The 19,690-nt window shown below is 55.9% G+C and carries 16 protein-coding genes; 4 read left to right on the forward strand and 12 right to left on the reverse strand.

Going from position 1 to position 19,690, the window contains the following annotated elements; genetic code table 11:
* Window positions 1-54 precede the first annotated feature (54 nt).
* The 8 genes from EU557_RS02375 to mraZ all read right to left on the reverse strand — a co-directional run bounded on the left by EU557_RS02375 (window position 55) and on the right by mraZ (window position 10,204).
* Complete coding sequence (locus EU557_RS02375; protein ID WP_135528811.1) at window positions 55-1,233, reverse strand: FtsW/RodA/SpoVE family cell cycle protein; 1,179 nt, start codon at window positions 1,231-1,233, stop codon at window positions 55-57.
* Window positions 1,234-1,327: 94 nt separating this feature from the next.
* On the reverse strand, window positions 1,328-2,692 hold the full coding sequence (murD, locus tag EU557_RS02380) for a UDP-N-acetylmuramoyl-L-alanine--D-glutamate ligase (protein WP_135528812.1): 1,365 nt from the start codon (window positions 2,690-2,692) through the stop codon (window positions 1,328-1,330).
* A 99-nt stretch (window positions 2,693-2,791) separates the two neighbouring features.
* On the reverse strand, window positions 2,792-4,012 hold the full coding sequence (mraY, locus tag EU557_RS02385) for a phospho-N-acetylmuramoyl-pentapeptide-transferase (RefSeq protein ID WP_135434046.1): 1,221 nt from the start codon (window positions 4,010-4,012) through the stop codon (window positions 2,792-2,794).
* A gap of 125 nt (window positions 4,013-4,137) precedes the next feature.
* A complete protein-coding gene (locus EU557_RS02390) occupies window positions 4,138-5,613 on the reverse strand; it encodes a UDP-N-acetylmuramoyl-L-alanyl-D-glutamate--2,6-diaminopimelate ligase (protein WP_281062593.1) in 1,476 nt (491 codons plus the stop codon).
* 64 nt (window positions 5,614-5,677) lie between these two features.
* Entirely contained in the window at window positions 5,678-8,014 is a 2,337-nt protein-coding gene (locus EU557_RS02395) for a penicillin-binding protein (protein ID WP_135528813.1), read from the reverse strand.
* Complete coding sequence (locus EU557_RS25665; RefSeq protein ID WP_210115966.1) at window positions 7,998-8,741, reverse strand: FtsL-like putative cell division protein; 744 nt, start codon at window positions 8,739-8,741, stop codon at window positions 7,998-8,000. The genes EU557_RS02395 and EU557_RS25665 overlap by 17 nt, the downstream gene beginning before the upstream one ends.
* A gap of 60 nt (window positions 8,742-8,801) precedes the next feature.
* On the reverse strand, window positions 8,802-9,734 hold the full coding sequence (gene rsmH, locus EU557_RS02405; protein WP_167855061.1) for a 16S rRNA (cytosine(1402)-N(4))-methyltransferase RsmH: 933 nt from the start codon (window positions 9,732-9,734) through the stop codon (window positions 8,802-8,804).
* Window positions 9,731-10,204, reverse strand: a complete 474-nt coding sequence (gene mraZ, locus EU557_RS02410) for a division/cell wall cluster transcriptional repressor MraZ (RefSeq protein WP_135528814.1) — start codon at window positions 10,202-10,204, stop codon at window positions 9,731-9,733. The genes rsmH and mraZ overlap by 4 nt, the downstream gene beginning before the upstream one ends.
* A 572-nt stretch (window positions 10,205-10,776) precedes the next feature.
* On the opposite strand from mraZ, the gene EU557_RS02415 reads away from it, so the two are divergent.
* From EU557_RS02415 to EU557_RS02425, 3 genes are all read left to right on the forward strand, one after another.
* A complete protein-coding gene (locus EU557_RS02415; RefSeq protein ID WP_135528815.1) occupies window positions 10,777-11,226 on the forward strand; it encodes a hypothetical protein in 450 nt (149 codons plus the stop codon).
* Window positions 11,227-11,328: 102 nt separating this feature from the next.
* Window positions 11,329-13,620, forward strand: a complete 2,292-nt coding sequence (locus EU557_RS02420; RefSeq protein WP_135528816.1) for a TonB-dependent receptor — start codon at window positions 11,329-11,331, stop codon at window positions 13,618-13,620.
* Window positions 13,621-13,734: 114 nt separating this feature from the next.
* The gene (locus tag EU557_RS02425; RefSeq protein WP_135528817.1) at window positions 13,735-14,124 is read left to right on the forward strand and encodes a heavy-metal-associated domain-containing protein; all 390 of its coding nucleotides are present in this window, start codon (window positions 13,735-13,737) and stop codon (window positions 14,122-14,124) included.
* A gap of 74 nt (window positions 14,125-14,198) precedes the next feature.
* Here the strand turns inward: EU557_RS02425 and EU557_RS02430 are convergent, their stop codons facing one another.
* The gene (locus tag EU557_RS02430) at window positions 14,199-14,768 is read right to left on the reverse strand and encodes a hypothetical protein (protein ID WP_135528818.1); all 570 of its coding nucleotides are present in this window, start codon (window positions 14,766-14,768) and stop codon (window positions 14,199-14,201) included.
* 277 nt (window positions 14,769-15,045) lie between these two features.
* Between EU557_RS02430 and EU557_RS02435 the strand changes: the two genes are divergently transcribed.
* Window positions 15,046-15,780, forward strand: a complete 735-nt coding sequence (locus EU557_RS02435) for a LytR/AlgR family response regulator transcription factor (protein ID WP_135528819.1) — start codon at window positions 15,046-15,048, stop codon at window positions 15,778-15,780.
* On the opposite strand, the gene EU557_RS02440 is transcribed toward EU557_RS02435, so the two are convergent.
* From EU557_RS02440 to EU557_RS02450, 3 genes are all read right to left on the reverse strand, one after another.
* On the reverse strand, window positions 15,764-17,845 hold the full coding sequence (locus tag EU557_RS02440; protein ID WP_135528820.1) for a tetratricopeptide repeat-containing sensor histidine kinase: 2,082 nt from the start codon (window positions 17,843-17,845) through the stop codon (window positions 15,764-15,766). The genes EU557_RS02435 and EU557_RS02440 overlap by 17 nt on opposite strands.
* Before the next feature lie 132 nt (window positions 17,846-17,977).
* Window positions 17,978-18,733, reverse strand: a complete 756-nt coding sequence (locus tag EU557_RS02445) for a fatty acid desaturase (RefSeq protein ID WP_135528821.1) — start codon at window positions 18,731-18,733, stop codon at window positions 17,978-17,980.
* Between the two features lie 49 nt (window positions 18,734-18,782).
* Window positions 18,783-19,631 (reverse strand): 4-hydroxy-3-methylbut-2-enyl diphosphate reductase, encoded by an 849-nt coding sequence (locus EU557_RS02450; RefSeq protein ID WP_135528822.1) that lies wholly within the window; start codon window positions 19,629-19,631, stop codon window positions 18,783-18,785.
* Window positions 19,632-19,690 lie beyond the last annotated feature (59 nt).

Genomic DNA, 19,690 nt, shown 5'->3' on the forward strand with positions numbered 1-19,690 from the left:
AAGGACAGTAGTGCGCTACACGCGAGGCGTAGCGCCTTTCGGAAGCAGGTGTAGTTAGGCGTATGACGATACGCGGGGAATCCGGGCGGTATCATCCGGCTCGCCCACCATAGGACGGATTTCCCGCTCCCCACGGCTCACGGCCAGAATAATGCCGATGCTGATACCCGTAAAAATCAGGGAAGTGCCACCCATACTGAGCAATGGCAGCGGTAGGCCAGTAATGGGCCCTAGGCCTACGGCTACTCCCATGTTGACCATCGCCTGTAAGACCAGACTAAAACTCAGCCCCGCCGACAGTAGTCCTCCAAAGGCACCGTAACTGTTCATTACCGTTTTGAGCCCTCGGTACAGGAAGGCCAGGTATAGAAACAGCACGACTACCCCCCCAAACAGGCCGTATTCCTCAATGATGATGGCATAGATAAAGTCGGAGTATGGGTGAGGCATGATGTTGCGCTCTGTGCTCTTGCCTGGCCCTTTGCCAAAAATGCCCCCCGTAGCCTCAGCAATGTAGGCGTGCTCCAGCTGGAACGGCACTGGCTTGCTCTTATCCGTGAAGCTTTCCAAGCGCGAGAGTACTGTTTTATAGCGCTGACCGGCCGTTAGGCCTATTCCGCCAACCAATACCCCAATGGCAACCATTACGGCCATCTGCTTCAGGGGCACGCGGCCAATGAACATAAGCAGCAGGCAAGTAGCAAACAGCAGCAGCGCCGTGGAAGCGTTCGACAGAATAATCAGACCACAGATAATCCCAACCCACAGCATTACCGGCAGCAGCGTCGTTTTGAAGTCATCCACGTGCTGTTGGCGCCGACTTAGCATAGAGGCCAGGTGCGAAATCAGGGCGAGCTTGGCTAAGTCGGATGGCTGAAAAGTTTGGTTGATAACTGGAATCGTTAGCCAGCGCGACGCTCCATTTACCGAAGGGCCCAGCATATAGGTAAACAACAGCAGCGGCACCGATAGCAGCAGAGCATACAATGAAAGCCGCGAGTAGTAACGATAATCGATGCGGTGCGCCAACCACATGAAGGCTAGGCCAAAGAAAATCAGGCCGGTATGTTTCAGGAGGTAGTATTCTGTATTACCTCCTTGCTGTTTGTAGGCCAGGGTACCCGTAGAAGAGTACACTACTGCAATACTGATAAAGGAGAACAGCAATACAATTCCCCACAGAATGGGGTCGCCCTTCAGATTTTGCCGTAGCCAGTTGGTTATCGGTTCCATATCGTCGTACAGAGTAAAAAAGAGGGTGAGTACTGAAACGATTTACTATGCGTGTGAAAGCTAGGGTGCGCGGGAAGTAAGCTAGCGCACTGGCCTAGGCCTCCATTAATTTCTCTACCTGTTCAATGAATTGCTGACCGCGGTCTTCGTAGTTGCGAAACAAATCGAAGCTGGCGCAGGCCGGCGACAACAGCACCACATCACCTTCCGAGGCTAGCTCGGCGGCCCGGCGCACGGCGGCTTCCATGCTCCGGGTTTCTTCCAGATGCGGTACTACGGAACCGAAGGAAGCTTTCAGCTTTTCATTGTCTACCCCCAGGCAAATCAAGGCCTTCACGCGGGCTTGTACCAACGGAACCAAGGTGCCATAGTCATTGCCTTTGTCGGTGCCACCGGCTATCCACACGATAGGCTGCCGAATACCATCCAATGCAAACCAGGCGGCCTCCACGTTAGTGGCTTTGCTATCATTGATGAAACGGGCACCATGCACCTCGCCCACGGGCTGCAAGCGGTGCTCGGCGTTTCGGAAGGTAGCCAAGGCGGCCTCAATCTGTGGCTTGGTGATACCCGCCACCCGGGCAGCCAGCACGGCCGCCATAGTGTTCTGCCGATTGTGCTGCCCAATAAGCGGAGACGCCGAAGTGCTTATCTTTTCTGTCTTGCTATAGTAACCCGGCTCTAGATCTACGCATATTTCCTCTTCAGAGGAATAATAGGCTGCCAACTGGTAATCGGGGCGCTCATGGAGGCTGAACGGCATCTGTTTTACCGTTCGGAATGCGGCCTGGAAATGCCGTTGAATCATTTCATCATCGGCATTATAGATGAAATACCCCGAGCTGTCTTGGTTGCGCATGATGCGGAGCTTGGCCAGGGCATATTGCTCCATAGAGTACCCGTACCGGTCGAGATGATCGGGGGTGATGTTGAGCAGCACCGAAATCCAGGGCCGGAACTCATAAGTATCGTCCAGCTGAAAGCTGCTCAGCTCCACTACGTAGTAGTCGTGCTTGTCTTCAATAACCTGCTCGGCTAGGCTAAACCCTACGTTACCGGCTAGGCCTACTTTGAACCCGGCTTCTTTCAGCAGGTGGTAAGTAAGCAGCGTGGTAGTGGTTTTGCCGTTGGTGCCCGTAATGCAGATACACTTGGCTTTGGTATAGCGGCCCGCTAGCTCTATCTCAGAGATAATGGGAATGTTTCGCTCCCGAAGGGCCTGAATAACGGCTACTTTCTCCGGGATGCCGGGGCTTTTCACTACCTCATCCGCCAGCAGCAATTCGTCCATGCTGTGCTGGTTTTCCTCAAAGCGAATTCCCGCGTCCGTCAGCTTATCCTTGTAGATCTGCTGGATGGGTCCCCGGTCCGAGACGAACACGCTATGCCCTTTAGCCTGGGCCAGTAGCGCAGCCCCTACCCCACTTTCAGCAGCTCCTAGAATTACAATTTTAGCCATAGGAAGAAAACGCTTAGAACTTAGAGGATGATAGGTGCCATGAAGTGCGGAGAGAAGTTGCGTCTAAGTTCTAAGCACTACCTTCTCCAGTTTAGTTGACTAGCGAAGTTTCAAGGTCACCAGGGTAAGTACTGCTAGCATGATGCCCACAATCCAGAAGCGCGACACGATTTTGGACTCGTGGTATCCGAGCTTCTGATAGTGGTGGTGCAGGGGCGACATACGTAGGAGGCGGCGGCCTTCGCCGTACTTGCGCTTGGTGTATTTGAAATAGCTGACCTGTACCATTACCGAGAGATTTTCCACTAGGAACACCCCGCACAGCACCGGAATCAGCAGCTCTTTACGTACAATAATGGCCAGCACGGCAATAATGCCACCGATGGCCAGGGAGCCCGTATCGCCCATGAAAACCTGCGCCGGATACGAGTTGTACCACAGAAAGCCCACGCAAGCCCCCACGAAAGCGGTACAGAAAATTACCAGCTCGCCGGAGTTCGGGATAAACATCACGTCCAAGTAGTCGGCCAGCAGCGCGTTACCACTCACGAAGCAAAAGATAGCCAGCGTGATACCGATGATAGCCGAGGTACCAGCGGCTAGGCCATCTAGCCCATCGGTAATGTTGGCGCCATTGCTAACGGCGGTAATGATGAGGATGACAATGGGAATGTAGAAGAAGGCGTAGTACTCGTTGAAGAAGTCGCCGGCGGTAGCGAACAGGTCACCATAGTTGAGCTCGTTGTTCTTCAGGAAGGGCACTGTGGTAATCATCAGCTTCACATCCTGATACACGCCGCTAGCATCTACCGCCGAGAAGGACCCATTGGCCAATGCGTACTGGCGTACGGTTACGTCGTTGGAGAAGAAAAGCACCCAACCTACCGTGATACCTAGGCCTACCTGGCCTAGCACCTTGAAGCGGCCAGCTAAGCCTTCTTTGTCCTTCTTAACTACTTTGATGTAGTCATCAACGAAGCCGATAATACCGAGCCACACGGTGCTCAACAGCATCAGCACGATGTAGATATTGTCGAGCTTGGCAAACAGCAGCACCGGCACCAGAATCGCCAGCAGAATAATCAGGCCGCCCATGGTGGGAGTGCCCTTTTTCTCCATCTGGCCCTGCAGGCCTAGGTCGCGTACGGTTTCCCCGATTTGCAGCATTTGGAGCTTCCGAATTAGGGGCTTACCAAAGAACTGCGCAATAATGAGGGAGGTAACCACGGCTAGCGCCGCTCGAAACGAAATGTATTGGAATACACCCGCGCCCGGCAGGTGATGAACTTTGTAGAGATAGTTGAAGAGGTAATAGAGCATGGGCGCGAGGGTCAGCAGGTAGGAGTCAGGAGTATTCCAAGCTGCAAAGGTTCGGGTTTTTAGCTTGAGGTCAAATGTTGTGTTTTCGCAGATTTTGGACTATTCAGCGCCAACTAGTATTTCTATCACTTACCCAGCAAGTTGAACATCTCAACCAGTACCCGTTTGTCGTCGAAATCGGAGCGGACGCCCTTGATTTCCTGGTAGGCCTCGTGGCCTTTGCCGGCTACCAGCACAATGTCGCCGGGCTGGGCCAGCGCTACGGCCGTTTTAATGGCTTCGCGGCGGTCTGGAATAGTTAGCACCTTCCCCTGGTCAGTGGCAGGCACCCCGGCCTGCATCTGCTGCAGAATATCGTTGGGGTCCTCAAAGCGGGGATTGTCGGAGGTCAGCACTGCCCGGTTGGAGAGTTGGCTGGCTAGCCGCGCCATGATGGGCCGCTTGGCACCGTCGCGGTTGCCGCCGCAACCTACCACCGTAATTACCTGCTGGCTGGGCTGGCGAATTTCGGCAATGGTTTGCAGGACATTTTCCAGCGCGTCGGGCGTGTGGGCGTAGTCTACGATACCGGTAATGCGGGTCTTCTCGGCCAATACTGGCTCAAAGCGGCCGGGTGCAGAAGTAAGGCCCGAGAGTACCGTCAGTACTTCCGTGGGCTCCTCCCCTAGCAGCACCGCCGCACCATAAATGGCTAGCAGGTTGTAGGCATTAAATACGCCGATCAAACGGAACTGCGCTTCCCGGCCATCTACCTCAAGGTGTAGGCCATGCACGGCGTTTTCGATCAGCTTGCCCCGGAAAGTAGCCGACCCACGCATAGAGTACGACTCCCGGCGGCCCACTACGTTTTGTAGCATCACGGGGCCACGCTTATCGTCGGCGTTGGTTAGGGCAAAAGCCGACTTCGGCAACATATCAAAGAAGCCTTTCTTGGCTTTCAGGTACGCATCGAAAGTGCCGTGGTAGTCGAGGTGGTCGTGGGTGAGGTTGGTAAATACCCCGCCCGCGAACTGTAGGCCAGTCACGCGGTGCTGCACCACGGCATGAGAGCTTACCTCCATAAACACGTGCGTACAGCTAGCCTGCACCATGCGCGCCAGCAGCTCATTCAGCCGAATGGCATCGGGTGTGGTGTGCGTAGCCGGAATTACTTGCTCATCAACCTGATTCTGCACCGTGCTCAGCAGGCCACAGTGGTAGCCCAACTCCCGAAACAGCTTGTGCAACATGGTGGCGCAGGTAGTCTTACCATTCGTCCCCGTGATACCCACCAACTGGAGCTTCCGAGAGGGGTGCCCATAGAACTCAGCGGCCATATAGGCCATAGCTTCGGCACTATCCTTCACCTGCACGTAGGCCGTGGCGGGGTTCAGGTCAGCGGGAAGATCTTCGCAGACAATGACTGCGGCACCCATTTCCACCGCTTTCGGGATAAACTGATGACCATCGTTGGCCGTGCCGCGCAAGGCGAAAAACACCATACCCGGCCCAGCTTGGCGGGAGTCCAGCGTTAGGCCAGTTACCGGCACATCGGTAGGGCCCATTTGCGCCGTTACACTCACAGCCGTGAGAAGAGAAGCAAGAGAAGTTGACTGATTCAAGATGTAGTTCTAAGGGCTAGCGCGATACACGCGGGTATAACAAGTGGCCTACTGTGGCCTAGAGCTAGGCGCGGGGTTTCGGCTTCGTTTTGGCAACAGCCGCCGCCTTGCCAGGGGAAGAAACCTTGGGCTTCGCTGCTGGGGCTACGGGTTTAGGTACTACCGTCGGTTCCTCATCCAGGGCACTGGCATCTGACCTTACCTTACGGCCTTCAGCCAGTGTGGGCATGCCAGTAGTAGGGGGCAGCGCAGGCACTGGTACCATGGGCTGTCCACCAATCGGCTCCATTTGCAGTACTACCATGGTGCCGCGGCGCACAGGGCTCCCGGCAGCAATTGACTGCGCTTTCACCCGACCCGTACCCACTGTCCGGACGCGTAGGCCACGATTCTCGAGTAAGAAGAGAGCATCACGCAAGGTCATGCCCGCTACATTGGGCACCCGGCCGGGGCGCACAGCCATTGGCTTTAAGCTAAGCTTATCGGCGTTAGAGTCGGCTAGCGTCCGCACCCAGTCGTCGGCGTTGGTGGCCCCTTCGTGGGTGACACCCAGTTGGCTAAACACCATAGTCAACTCGTCCTGCATGCCTACCTGCACAAATGGCACCCTCGACTTGGTAGATGAAGGTGCACGAGCCAGCAGAGGCCGCAGGCTTGCGGCATCGCGGGCCATGGCTTTGTCGGCCACTTCGCGGAAAACCGGCGCCGCCACTTCAGCCCCCGACCAGCCACGTCGCTTAGGAGAGTCCACCACTACGATGCAGCTATACTTAGGCTGATCGGCGGGGAAGTAGCCGCAGAAGCTGGTAGAGTACATGCGGGTGTAGGCGCCGTTCTTGAATTTCCAGGCAGTGCCAGTTTTACCCGCAATGCCGTAGTCGTTGGTTCGGATGCCCCGAGCAGTTCCTTCATTTACTACGCCCTCCATCATGGCTCGCACCTTCTCCAGGGTTTCGTCGGAGCAGATTTTGGGATTTAGCACCACGGGCTCAAAACGCTCAACTACGTTATCAGCCTGCTTTACTTCTTTTACGATCATGGGCTGCACTTTCACGCCACCATTGGCCACGGCATTGTAGAAAGCCAAAGTTTGTAAAGGCGCCAGCTTCAGTTCGTAGCCGATGCACATGGTTGTGAGCGAAGTGCGGCTCCAGCTTCGGTCGTGAGGGTCTTTCACGTACGGCCGAGCTTCACCAGCCATCTGGAAGCCCAAGGGCTTATCGAGGCCGAAGCGCTTGAGGTAGTCGGTGTACTTATCGGGGTTTTTGCTGAACTGCCGATCTACGAGCACAGCTACTCCGATGTTGGACGACTTCTCGAATACTTGCTTAATGGTGATCCAGCCATTGGCGTGGGTGTCGGTTTTCACAGCCCCCCCGATACGCATGGCGCCGGTTTTGCCGGTATTCACGGAGTCTTCCAACGTCAGGTCGGGGTTTTCCTCCAACACGGCCATCAACGAAGCCAGCTTGAACGTCGAACCTGGCTCGGTCCGGCCCTGGTCGGCAATAGCGTAGTTATAATCCTCGCGGTACACGCCATCGGCGGCGCGGCCCAGGTTGGCAACGGCCTTGATTTCGCCGGTTTTTACTTCCATTAGAATTACGGTGCCGTACTGGGCATCGTTATCCACCAGCGCCTTATACAAGGCGTTTTCAGCCACGTCCTGGAGATTAATATCCAGGGTAGTTTTGATATCGTAGCCGGGCTGAGGCTTTACTTCGGTACCGTCGTAAATGGGCTTGTTGCCGCCGGGCAGGCGCTCAAACAGGGCTTCCCCATCTTTGCCAGCCAAATGACGGTTGAAGGTAAACTCTAGGCCTGCTCCGTTCTTGTCTTCGTTTACGAAGCCAATGGTGCGCTGCGCCAAACCGCCAAAGGGCCGGAAGCGCTTATCTACTTTCTCGAAGATTACGCCGCCTTTGTTCTTGCCTTCCCGGAAAATGGGCCACTGCGCCAACTCCTTCTTTTCCTGAAAGTTAATCTGACGGGAATTCAGGCGAATGTACCGCACGTGGGCCTTGGGATTCTTAGCGTTTTTGAGCCGACGCAAATATTCCTGCGGGCTTCGGTCGCCGAAGAACCTCGACAGCAGTAAGGCCAGCGAGTCTTTCTTCTCCTTGAAGAGCGCATCGCTCACCACTGAAGGATCCCAAGCTATCCGGTAAAACGGCAGCGAGGTAGCCATGATGCTGCGCCCATCAGAAGCGAAGATGTTGCCCCGGGTGGCGAAAACCGGCTGGTACACAATGCGGCGCTCCTGCTCCAGGGCTTTCCAGCGGGCACCTTCTTTAAACTGAATTTGCGAAACCTTCCAGACGATGGCGCACGAGAACAGGCAAACGCCTAAGAATGCCAGCCGAATGCGGGTAACAATGCTTTTTTTAACGTTTCCTTTCATTACTGCGGGGGGCTGAACGATTGGAAGATGATTCGGTAGTGGGAACGGGGTTGCCGTTTACATCTAGGCCTATTGGCATCGGCGGCGCGGCTTCCGCCACGGAGTCGTCGGCGGGCAGCGTGAGAGCCGCCGCCCGACGGATTGAATCGGCCTTGGCGCGGGCCGACATAGCCGAAACGGAGTCAGCAGTCAGCAGAGGTACTTCCTCCAGCTTGGCCTCATCGAGACGGCCAGCGGGCACAGTAATGCGGAATGGGGGCGACGAGCTTTCTACCAAGCCGTAGGCTGCTACTTTACGAGCCACCTCGCTCTGCTTGCTGGCTTCCATGTAGTCCGAGGACAGGGTGGTGTAATCGGCGCGCAGATCTTCCGTTTCGAGCTTAAGCTTTTGAATGCTGCGGTTCATGCGGGTGGCGTAGTGGGTGTTACCGATGTACACCAGCGTCAGGAACATGATAAACAGCAAGTGCGGCAGGTAGCGTACTGGTAGGCCTTCCTGAAAAAAGCCATCTACGCGGGTCAGGCGCTCTAGCAGCGTAAATACACTCCAGGTACTACGCGACCGGGGAGGCTGCGCAGCAGCAGGCCTAGGCGCCCGAGGGGTGGGCTTCGGCGCGGGGGTCGGCTCAGGCGTGTGCACCGGTTCAGGCACCACCGTTTCCACCGCCTGGCGGGGTGCGTTGGTGCGCGGCTGACTAGCGACGGGTTTGAGTGTATTGGTTGCCACTGGCTTGTTCTATTAGATGGTACCTGCGGAGGAGGCCGAAATGCGCACGCTGCATGTGAGCTATTCTTTCTTTACCGCTACCCTCAGCTTAGCGCTACGGGCTCGTGGGTTTAGGGCTACCTCTTCCGCTGAGGCTTCCACGGGTTTGCGCGTGAGTACCTCAAAGGGAGTGTTGGTGTGGCCGAACAGGTTTTTCTCGGCTTCGCCGAAGAATTTTCCCTTGGCCATAAAATTCTTGACTAGCCGGTCTTCCAGAGAGTGGTAGCTCATCACTACTAGCCGGCCGCCGGGGCGCAATACTTGTGCCGTTTGCATGAGCATTTCCTGCAACGCCGCCATTTCATCGTTGGCTTCGATGCGCAGAGCCTGAAATACCTGGGCCAAATACTTATTCTCTTTACCCCGCGGGGTGCAGCTGGCAATGGCTTTCTTGAGGGCCGCAATAGTGGTAATGCTTTGCCCGCGGCGAGCAGCCACCACTGTAGCCGCCAGCGTGCGGGCATTGGTCACCTCTCCATACATCCCGAAGATGCGGTGCAGCTCGGCCTCCGAATAGTCGGCAATGATATCGGCGGCGGTGGTGCCGTGCTCGGCGTTCATGCGCATGTCCAGCGGCCCATCGAAACGGGTGCTAAAGCCGCGCTCGGGAGTATCAAACTGGTGCGACGACACGCCCAGGTCAGCCAATAGGCCATCCACGGGCAGGGCGCCGTGGCGCTGAAGTTCGGCGTGCAGGTCTCGGAAATTGCTGCGGATAAACGTGAACTGCGGACGCGCTAGGTTTTCGGCTTCACGCTCGGCGTCGGCGTCCTGGTCGAAGCTGTAGAGGTGCCCCGTGGTCAGGTGCTCCAGAATGCGAGCGGAGTGGCCGCCCCCACCGAAGGTTACGTCAACGTAACGGCCAGCGGGCTGCAGGTCGAGAGCTTCCAGGCACTCGCGCAGCATCACGGGGCGGTGGTAGGCGGTATCGTTTTGGTAATTGTTCACGCTCATGCGGCCAGGGGGCCGCCGGGGCCAGGTTCAGTAGTGAGAAATTTCTGGGCGAGCTTAGAGAAGCTCTGTTGGTCTTTGATCAGGAACTCGTCGTAGCGCTCAGGCTCCCAGATTTCGCACCGGTTGCCTAAGCCAACGATAATGGCTTCCTTTTCAATGCCCGAGTAGCGCAGCATGGTGCGAGGCAACATGAAACGCCCGATATTGTCGAGCTCTACTTCCGTCATCCCCCGGAAGAAGTTGCGCTGAAACTGCCGGTACTCCTCGTTGAATTCGTCTAGGGCCATCACTTTCTCATGTATCACGCGCCAAGCGGCCCGAGGATATAACACGAGGCAGGGTTCAAACCCCCGCACCAACACCAGCTGGTTCCCCGAAGCCTCGGGCAGATTCGCCTTCACCTTGGCGGGTAGTACCAGCCGCCCCTTGGGGTCGAGCTTGCACTCATATTCGCCGGAGAGAAGATTCATGGCTGCGCAATAGGCGTGGGAACGGGATATAGCAAAAGTACGCAATGCCCTAGAAAAGGCAACCACGATTTACCATTTTCTACCACCGCTCTAATACGCCCTTTCCAGCAAACAGATGCGGTTTTTATGTAATCTGGTGCTTGCCCGTGGTGAGAAGTGGTAGGAACCAGCGGTGGGTTTGACAGAATGGCAGTGTCGGTTTATGGCTCCTCACATCCTCACGCTCTATCGGCCGAAACATCTGGCCCAACCCTTAAAAAGCGGCAAATATCATCGGATGGCGCGGCACGATGTTGAGACGCATATTGGGGACTCGTCGTGTGCTGGTGCTGTTCACCTAGCATCATTCAACCCCACTGTTGTAGGCCAGTTGTGCGTGCGTTATCGTTCACCGCAGGGAAGGAAGTATGCCTCTTAAGAGCCGGAAATATTCAGGAGGGCACAAAATTCGTGAGCCTCTGCCCCGATCTACCTAGGACTGGTAGCTCAACGGTTAGGGCAAGAATCACGCACCTTCTAGGCCACATCCTGCACTCCTTGTTTTGCGGCTTTCGTTGTATCTTTGTAGCAGAATGAAACGCCCACTCACTCATCGGCTCTTCAGCGCTTGGCTGGCCCTGCTCGTGCTCACCGCTTCGGTGGGCCTGACGGTGCAGCAGCATACCTGCCGGGTGAGTGGCACCCATACGGCGGCCGTAATTTTTACGCCCGCTCACCACGGCTGCCCACCTCCGTTCGCTGAGCAAGCTGGCTCGCACACGGCGCACAAAGCCCAGGTTAAGAGCAGTTGCTGTGAGTTCGGAGCTCATTTTCATAAGCTAGACTCTCCTTCATCGGAGCTAGCTTGGGTCAAGCCCCTGGTGCCGGCAGTACTATCGGCTTGGTTGCCAGCTTCGGAGTGGCCTAGCGCACCGGCTGCCCTATTGCTTAAAGGTGCTGCCCGCTGGCACGCCGGTGATGCTTCGCCCCCACTCCGGGCGGGGCGCACCCTACTTACTTTCGTTTGCACCCTTATCGTCTAGGCCACCTTTCCACCGGCTACTCTATGTGTTAGAGTGGTCCGGAGCCAGCTGGTCTTCGCAGTTGGCTCTTTTCTCTGGAAAGTCGGCTTAACTCTTGACGATATGTATCCTTTTTCCGGGCTCCGGCAGTTGGCGCTGGCCAGCTTCCTGTTATACGCCGCTGCAGCGTCAGCCCAAACTACCGACCCTTCCGTGGCCCCCGTGCGCGGACAGGTGCTCGATGCAGCTTCCAATGCTCCTATTCCGGGCGCCGTAGTGCGCTGGCTGGGCGCGGCCACCGAGGCCACTACTACCGACGACAAGGGTACTTTCTCCCTGGTGCGTCCCGCTCGCCCTACCACTCAACTTATTATCAGCTTCTTGGGCTACAGCCCCGACACCGTACAGGTGAGTGGCAACAGCTACCTGCGCCTGCCTCTTCGCCGCACGGCGGAGCTGGGCGAGGTAACCGTAGAAGGACGAGCCCTCTCCTACTCTGGTATCACGCCCACCAACACCCAGGTTATTACCAGCCGCGACCTAACGAAGTCAGCGTGCTGTAACCTGGCCGAAAGCTTTGAAACCAATGCCTCCGTGGAGGTATCGACTTCTGATGCAGTGTCGGGGGCAAAGCAGATTCAGCTGCTAGGCCTAGACGGTGCTTATTCCCTGCTGACCATTGATAACCTACCGGCGTTACGCGGGCTGGCTACCCCCTACCGCCTGGGCTACCTGGCAGGCCCCTGGATTGAAGGAATCGATATTATCAAGGGTATGGGCTCGGTGGTAAATGGCTACGAGAGTATTTCGGGGCAGGTGAACATCCGGCTGAAAGAGCCCGACACGGCTGAGCGTCTGCTATTCAACGCGTACGGCAACGACCTCGGCAAATTCGACCTCAACTTGAACCTGGCCACGCCCATCAGCAAGAAGGTGAGCACGGCGCTGCTTCTGCACACCGACCACCTGGGCAACCGTGTGGATCGGAACAAAGACGGCTTTCTAGATCTGCCGCTGGCCACGCAGTACAACGTGTTTAACAAGTGGAAGTACAAGTCGGGAACGGGCTTGGTAACCGAGATAGGCCTAGGCGCACTGCGTGAAACGCGCCAGGGCGGGCAAGTGGCCTACCGTGAGGAAAACCCCGGCCGCTACTACGGCACCACCCAAACCACTGACCGCTACAACGGGTACGCCAAAACCAGTTACACCTGGCCCGGCCGCCCGTACCAAAGCTTAGGTCTGCTGCTAACCGGCACCAATCACGACTTCAACTCCACCTACGGGCTGCGCACGTATAATGGTAACCAGCAGACTGGCCTAGCAACGCTGCTTTTCCAGAGCGTGATTGGCACTACGGCCCACACCTACCGGACCGGCCTGAGCTACCTGCACGACGACTACCGCGAAGTGTACCGCTCCGGCTTGCTGTATCCGAACGAAACGGCAGCGCAGCGCTATTCCCGTGAGCATCGTAACCGCTTGGAGCGCGTACCGGGTGCTTTTGCGGAGTACACGTACCAGAACGCGCGTAACCTCACGGTGGTAACTGGCCTACGCCTCGACCGCCACAACCTGTACGGCTGGTTTCTGACGCCGCGCCTCAACGTGAAGTACGATGTGGCCAAGAACACCGTACTGCGTGTAGCCGCCGGCCGAGGCTTCCGGACGGCTAACCCCATTGCCGAGAACAGCGGGATGCTGGTTAGCTCACGGGAGTTTGTAGTTGCGAAGAACCTGCAGCCCGAAAAGGCTTGGAACATGGGGGGTAGCTTCACGCAGTACTTCAATGCCTTTGGCCGGCCGGCCACTTTCATCGCCGACTACTACCACACCGAGTTCCAGAATCAAGTGGTAGCGGACCCGTACACGCTAGCTGACCGGCTACTTATCAGCAACCTAGAGCCGGGTGGCCGCTCCTTTTCCCGCAGTTTCCAGGCAGAGGTGCAAGTAGAACCTGTGAAAGGACTGCAGGCAAAAGCCGCTTACAAGTACCTCGATGTACGGACGACCTACAACGGCGAGTTGCTGCCCAAGCCGCTCACGCCCAAGAACCGCTTGTTCCTGAATGTGGCCTACGCCACCGCTTTCGATAAATGGCGGGCCGACTTCACGGTGCAGGGATTTGGAAAGCGCCCACTGGCCAACTCGCCTGGCAGCATGGGTAATCATGCGGGCATGGCTGATATGGACCTGCCGGAAGCCCCACGCTACGCCCTGCTCAACACGCAGCTGACGCGCGCTTTCAAGCGCTGGGACTTATATGCCGGCGTGGAGAACCTAACCAACTACCGGCAGCCCAACCCAATTGCTGGGGCCTATGCGCCCTTCGGCCCCGACTTTGACGCCGCTATGGTGTGGGGACCAACGTACGGTCGCCTCACGTACCTGGGTGTCCGCTTCAAGCTTGATTAGCCAGCACCAGTGCCCACAGGCGCAACTGGCACAGTTTTTCGATTACCGAACTAGGCCTAGGCCACTCTTGTTTTGCTTACTCCAGGGCTTCGGCCCATTCACTTCTTTTCAGATATGAAACTTCTTTCATCTTTTGTAGCCTCCCTCCTGCTGCTGGTTTCTTCACAGAGCACTTTCGCTCAAGATGCTAAGCCCAAAGCTAAAGGTGGCGCTGCCACCGAGCAGGTGCAGTTCAAGACCTCGGCCGTGTGCGATATGTGCAAAGCGCGCTTAGAAAAGAGCATGGCGTATGAGAAGGGCGTACAAGCTGCCAACCTTGATGTTCCCTCTAAGGTGCTCACCGTTACCTATCGCCCTGAGAAAACCACTCCCGCTGCTTTGCGCACCGCTGTGCAGCGCACGGGCTACGATGCCGACGAGCTATCAGCTGACGCCCGCGCCTATGACAAGCTGCCCGACTGCTGCAAGAAAACCAACTCCGTTCATACTGACAGCAAGCACTAATTGCTGCCAGTCCCAGTTAAAGCCCCATGGTAGGTTAGCTACTATGGGGCTTTCTTTTTTCTTATAATACTACACTAGGCAGAAGCCCCCGGCGCCACCTGTACCTCAAAAGACAGCACCACGCTAAAGTTGAGCGGACGGGCAAGCCGGCGGCGGTTGGTGCCAGATACTTCCAGCGTAAACGTATCGGCGCGCAGAAAATCCAGTAAGTTCAGTTGGCCTTGCTTCTCCATTTCTACATGCGTAGGATGTACCGCCCGCGGCGAGAACGAAGCAATAAGAACTTTACGGTTGTTAGCCATTAAAAAGCAACTTCCACTCTCCAGGGCTCCCAGCGTAGGCGTGCCTCGCCCTATGGGGTGATCTGGCTCCGGAGACCAGGTCAAGCGGGCATCGCGCAGCTTCACTGCCGTCACGTTTGAGCGCGTAATAGCGGCCAGGCACGGCAAGGAACTAGGAATGGTTGTCTCGCAGAGAAAGATTAAGTCCATACCCGGATCAATGCGCAGATTGATAGCTCGGGTACTAACGCCAAAGGCAGATTGCAAGGACCGCCGCAAACCCTCATGGTTGGCAATAGTCAAATCAACCCCTAGCACCACGGGTGGCCCGGCTGAAGGGGGAGGTACGTATGTTCGGTTCATAGCCAAAAGATTTGCAGGGAAGAACAGGCACGAGGGGAGCAGCACTTGAGGATCAGAAGCGTCCTTCTTTACGCAAGAAATACACATTGGACTCATCCACGATATTTCATAATATATGTAAGCATCGACTAACCAATATATTAAAGTAGAGCGAGCGAGCTTATAAGTCGACTAACAGCTCATACAGGGAGCCCAACATTGTTTTCTTCTTATAATGAATAGTATGAATCAGGTTTAAAGTTTTATATTGACTGCGCTATTTAGCTCCTCCCCTCCTATGAAGATTTCGTGTCTACTCCTTGATGATGACCCACTGGTGTTGGATCTGCTGCAGGCATACGTAGCCATGACCGATATCCTGGATGTGAAGGCTGCCTTCACCGATCCACTGGAAGCACATCGGTATTTGATGACCAATCAGGTGCAGGTACTCTTCTCTGATGTGACCATGCCCCACCTGAGTGGTATTGACTTGGTACGCTCCCTACAGCAGCCGCCCATGGTAGTGCTCATGACAGCCTACCCTCAGTACGCCATGGAGGGCTTTAATCTGGATGTGATTGACTTCCTTCTGAAGCCAATTTCTCTCGACCGGTTTCTGAAAGCCGTAAACAAAGTAGCGAGCATCCTGCGCGTAAATTCTGCTGACCAGGAGCTACAAACCGATATCATGACTGGCCTAGGATCGTTTTTCATCCGCACCGACGCGCAGTTCGTGCGGCTGCATTATCGGGAGGTGCTATACATTGAGGCTCTTAAGGATTTCACCAAAATCAACACTTCCGACGGCCGCACGCACGTAACGCTGGTTAACCTGAAAAACTTAGAAGAGCAGCTTCCTGCCGGCTTGTTCGTCCGCACTCACCGCTCCTACTTGGTTAACGCTGCCCACATTGAAACGGTTAGTGCCCTAGAGCTGAAAGTGGGTGGCCATGCCCTCCCACTAGGCCAGACCTACCGGGAGCGGATAACAGAGCGCATTGTGAACCGGTCACTTATCCGGCGACACTAGCCGAGGCTACTGTTTCGTCTGCGTCCTCTGGCGATAGCACCCGCATAGAAACCTTGGGAGCTTTAGACTCCGCAGCGGGTAAAGTAAACCGGAAGATGGATCCTTTGCCCAACGTGCTTTCGAAAGAAAGCTCGCCGCTATTCCGTTCTAAAAACTCTTTGCACAGGCGTAGCCCTAGCCCCACCCCCTTCTCATGATCGGTGCCTGGCGTGGAATAACTCTCGCGCTGCTCCTGAATCTTGTACTGCCCGGTAGGTGAAATTCCTACGCCGGTATCGTGCACAGCTATTTCCCACATCGTGGGCAGTAGCTTGGCCGACACCGTGATAGTGCCCCCAGCGGGAGTAAACTTCAGCGCGTTGCCCAGCAGGTTCCGCAAGATCAGGCGCGTCATGTTTAAGTCGGCGCGCGCCGGGCACGGCTCCTGAACCTCATTAATCAGCCGCACTTGCTTGCGTTCGGCATCGTCAGCCATCAGGTCAAGGGCTTCTGCAATCAGTACATCCAGGCGTAGCCGCTCAGGCTTAGTGCCCCCATCGCCTTGCATCTGCGACGCCGACCAATTGAGCAGGTTATCTAACAGGCGCGATGTGCTGTCGAGGGTTTGGGACAGGCGGGCCGCGTGGGCAGCCAAGCGGGCCGGTGGCAACGTGCCTAAGCTCAGCAATGAGAGCAGGGAGTACAAGGAGCTCAGTGGGCTGCGCAAATCATGCGAAATGACTGAAAAGAGCGTATTTTTCGTCTGATTCAGTCGATCCAGTACCTCCTTCTGCTGGCTAATGGCGGCGTTTTTCCGCTTGAGCATGCGGTTGATGTCTTCCTGCTGCTTGTGGGCGCGATACAAGGCTCCTACTGTCATCAACAAGAGTACCGCACCGGCGGCCAATAGATTACGCAAGAGCTTCTGGCGGCGCAAATTGGCCTGCTGCAGCTGCTGATCTTTAGTTAGCAGCTGAATTTCGCGCTCTTTCTTTTCCGACTCATAACGGAGCTGTAGCTCTGCAATTTGGTTTTCGCGCTGTTCTACTAGGGCACTGTCTTGCAGGGCCACGTACCGCTGCAATGCTTGCAGGGCGGCCGTAGGGTGCCGGTCACGCTGGTGAATGCTAGAGAGGGAGAAGTAAATATTTCGGAGTAACACACTAGAGCCGGCTTGGCGCGCCGCTACTAATGCTTGCTGCAATGAGGCCTGAGCGGGCCCATGCTGATCCAGAGAATCGTGCATGGCTGCCAACACCCACCATGTAGTTGCTCTTACTACCGGCGAAGCCGATTGCGGCAAGTTCTCCAGCGCCTGGGTATAGAAGACGGCCGCAGTTTCGAAATTGCCAAAGTCCTGGTATATCTGTCCGGTACTCCGGAGGGCTTCCCCTATCCTCACACTATCATGCAGGTGCTGGGCAATGGCCTGGCTTTGCTGTAGGTAGTATAAAGCCCGGCTGTTCTGTTGCTGCTGGTGATGGGCTCGGCCAATGTCATGAAGCGAGCCGGCAATTCTAGCCGAGTCATGGGCAGTCCGCCACACTTGCAGGGCCTGCTCATGACAGGTCTGGGCGCGGCGCCATTGATTTTCGCTGCCGTACAGCTCTCCTAGTTGCTGATACACTTCTCCGCTGCCTACGGAATTATGCTGGCGTTGAAAATTTATTAGCGCTCGTTGGTAAACCAGCCGGGCGTTTCCGGTATCGCCCTGGGCATACAGCGCTTTGCCCAACAGCGGCAACGTGGTGGCCTGTAGCTTCGCATCCTTTTGTGCAAGCCGAAGCGCCCGACGGAAGTGATATACCGCCGAAGCATAGCGGCTCAGGCACTGGCTGGCCTTCCCGGCTACCACGTGCGCCTGAATCCACTGCACGGTATCAAGGCGCTGCCGAGCCTGCAAAATTTGCTGAGTGGCCTGCCGTAACGTTTTTAACTGAAAGGTGCGCCGGTACTCTGGTAGCACCTGCGGAGTGGGCTCGTCGGCGTAGGCCACGGTACCGGCACACAGCCACAACCCTACTAGCACCGCCCACCGTGTGGGCTGGTACACCCAGCACAAGAAAGGGCTAATGTAGGCGGGCATTAGGAGGCTAGTTAGCGCTGAGTAACCGCGTCAGCTTACCACTGCCATCGTTACCCCAGTGCCCAATATACAAACATCCTATTACTGCGCTTGCTTGTACTGCCAGTAGTTAACTAACTATTTCCGCAGCATTTACCCCTCCTGCTTAGCCTGCCACAAGCGCCACCACGGCAGATACGGTTGGTCGTGGTGCTCATAGTGGTAGCCGAAAAAATAGCAGCTAATGAAGGCCCAGGCATGGTGGCGAAACTGGCTGCCCGACTTGTGGGGGTTGTCTGGCGCATGCTCGCCACGGTGAGGCAAGTACGTGCCAAAGTAGAAGAGTTGCAGCGTAGCTAACACGGCCGGAATCATCCAAAACGCGATGATATTCTCCATGGGGAATACCAGCTTCAGCAAGTTATACGTCAGGGCCATGAGCAGCACCTGCCACCAGGTCACGTAGTTCCAGGCAAAGCGGGCAAACCAGAACAAAAACCCGGGGTGCTTGCCATCGTGAAAGTCAGGATCGTCCTCAGTGGCCACGTGGCGGTGGTGGGCATGATGCTTGGGCAACATCCGCGGAAACCAGTTGAAGGCAAACAACAAGGCCGTTACTAGGCCTAGGCCATTGTTGAGGCGCTTGTGGGGGCTTACCACACCGTGCATAGCATCGTGGGCGGTAATAAATAGCCCGGTATATAAGTGCGTTTGCACTAGAGCCAGCAGGTAAGGCCACGGCGTCTGCCAGTTGGGCTCGTAATAGGCCAACAGAAACGTGAGCAACCCCGCCCAAGCCGCAATAATTAAGAGCGCCACCACCACTCCTTTGTAGGCCAGGGGCGCAGGCTTTACCCGCCGGGTGGAGTAGCTTGGCTGCGGACTTGCAATGGGATGTACAGACGACATTAGACTCAGTATTAACCTGCGAAACTGCGTGCATTAGGGTCGTAAACGGCTATAGAGCCAATAGCACATCCCGCACCTGTTCCATTAACCACATGGGCGTACTGGTGGCCCCGCAAATCCCCACTGACTGCCCCGGCTGAAACCAATCGGTGGAAATCTCATCCACTTTGGAGATGAAATGCGTAGCGGGATTGGTGTCTTTGCAGACTTGGTACAATACTTTGCCGTTGGAGCTCTTCGTTCCCGACACAAACACAATCTGGTCAAACTGCTGAGCAAACTTCCGCAAGTCTTTGTCGCGGTTACTCACCTGCCGGCAGATGGTGTCGTTGGCATTTACCTGAAAACCACGGGTTTCCAACTCGTTCTTGATGCGGTAGAAAGAGTCAGTGCTCTTGGTGGTCTGGCTGTAGAGCGTGATGTTGGCGGGCAGCTCATGGCCAAGCAACTCGTCAATGTTCTCAAACACCACTGCCTCCCCGCTGGTCTGGCCTAATAGCCCTCGCACTTCGGCGTGCCCGTGCTTGCCGTAAATAAAGATCTTGTCCTTCTTGTCGAAGCTGGTTTTGATGCGGTTTTGCAGCTTCAGTACCACGGGACACGAGGCATCAATCAGCGTTAGGCGGTTTTCTAACGCGGTTTGGTACGTGCTGGGTGGCTCGCCGTGGGCCCGAATGAGCACCGCTTCGTCGCGTAGGGCAGTAAACTGGTCATAATCGATGATGCGCAAGCCACGCTGTTCCAAGCGCTCCACCTCCTCATCGTTGTGCACAATGTCACCTAGGCAATAGAGGTAGCCTTGTTCATCGAGAATGTCTTCGGCCATTTGAATGGCATATATCACGCCGAAGCAAAAGCCGGAGTTAGGGTCAATACGGACGCTCAGGTGGTACGGCATAGCTAACGGAGTAACCACAACAATAACCGGAATGTTGCAATTGGTTAAATATACGCAGC

The organism is Hymenobacter wooponensis, assembly GCF_004745865.1.
Lineage (GTDB): Bacteria > Bacteroidota > Bacteroidia > Cytophagales > Hymenobacteraceae > Hymenobacter > Hymenobacter wooponensis.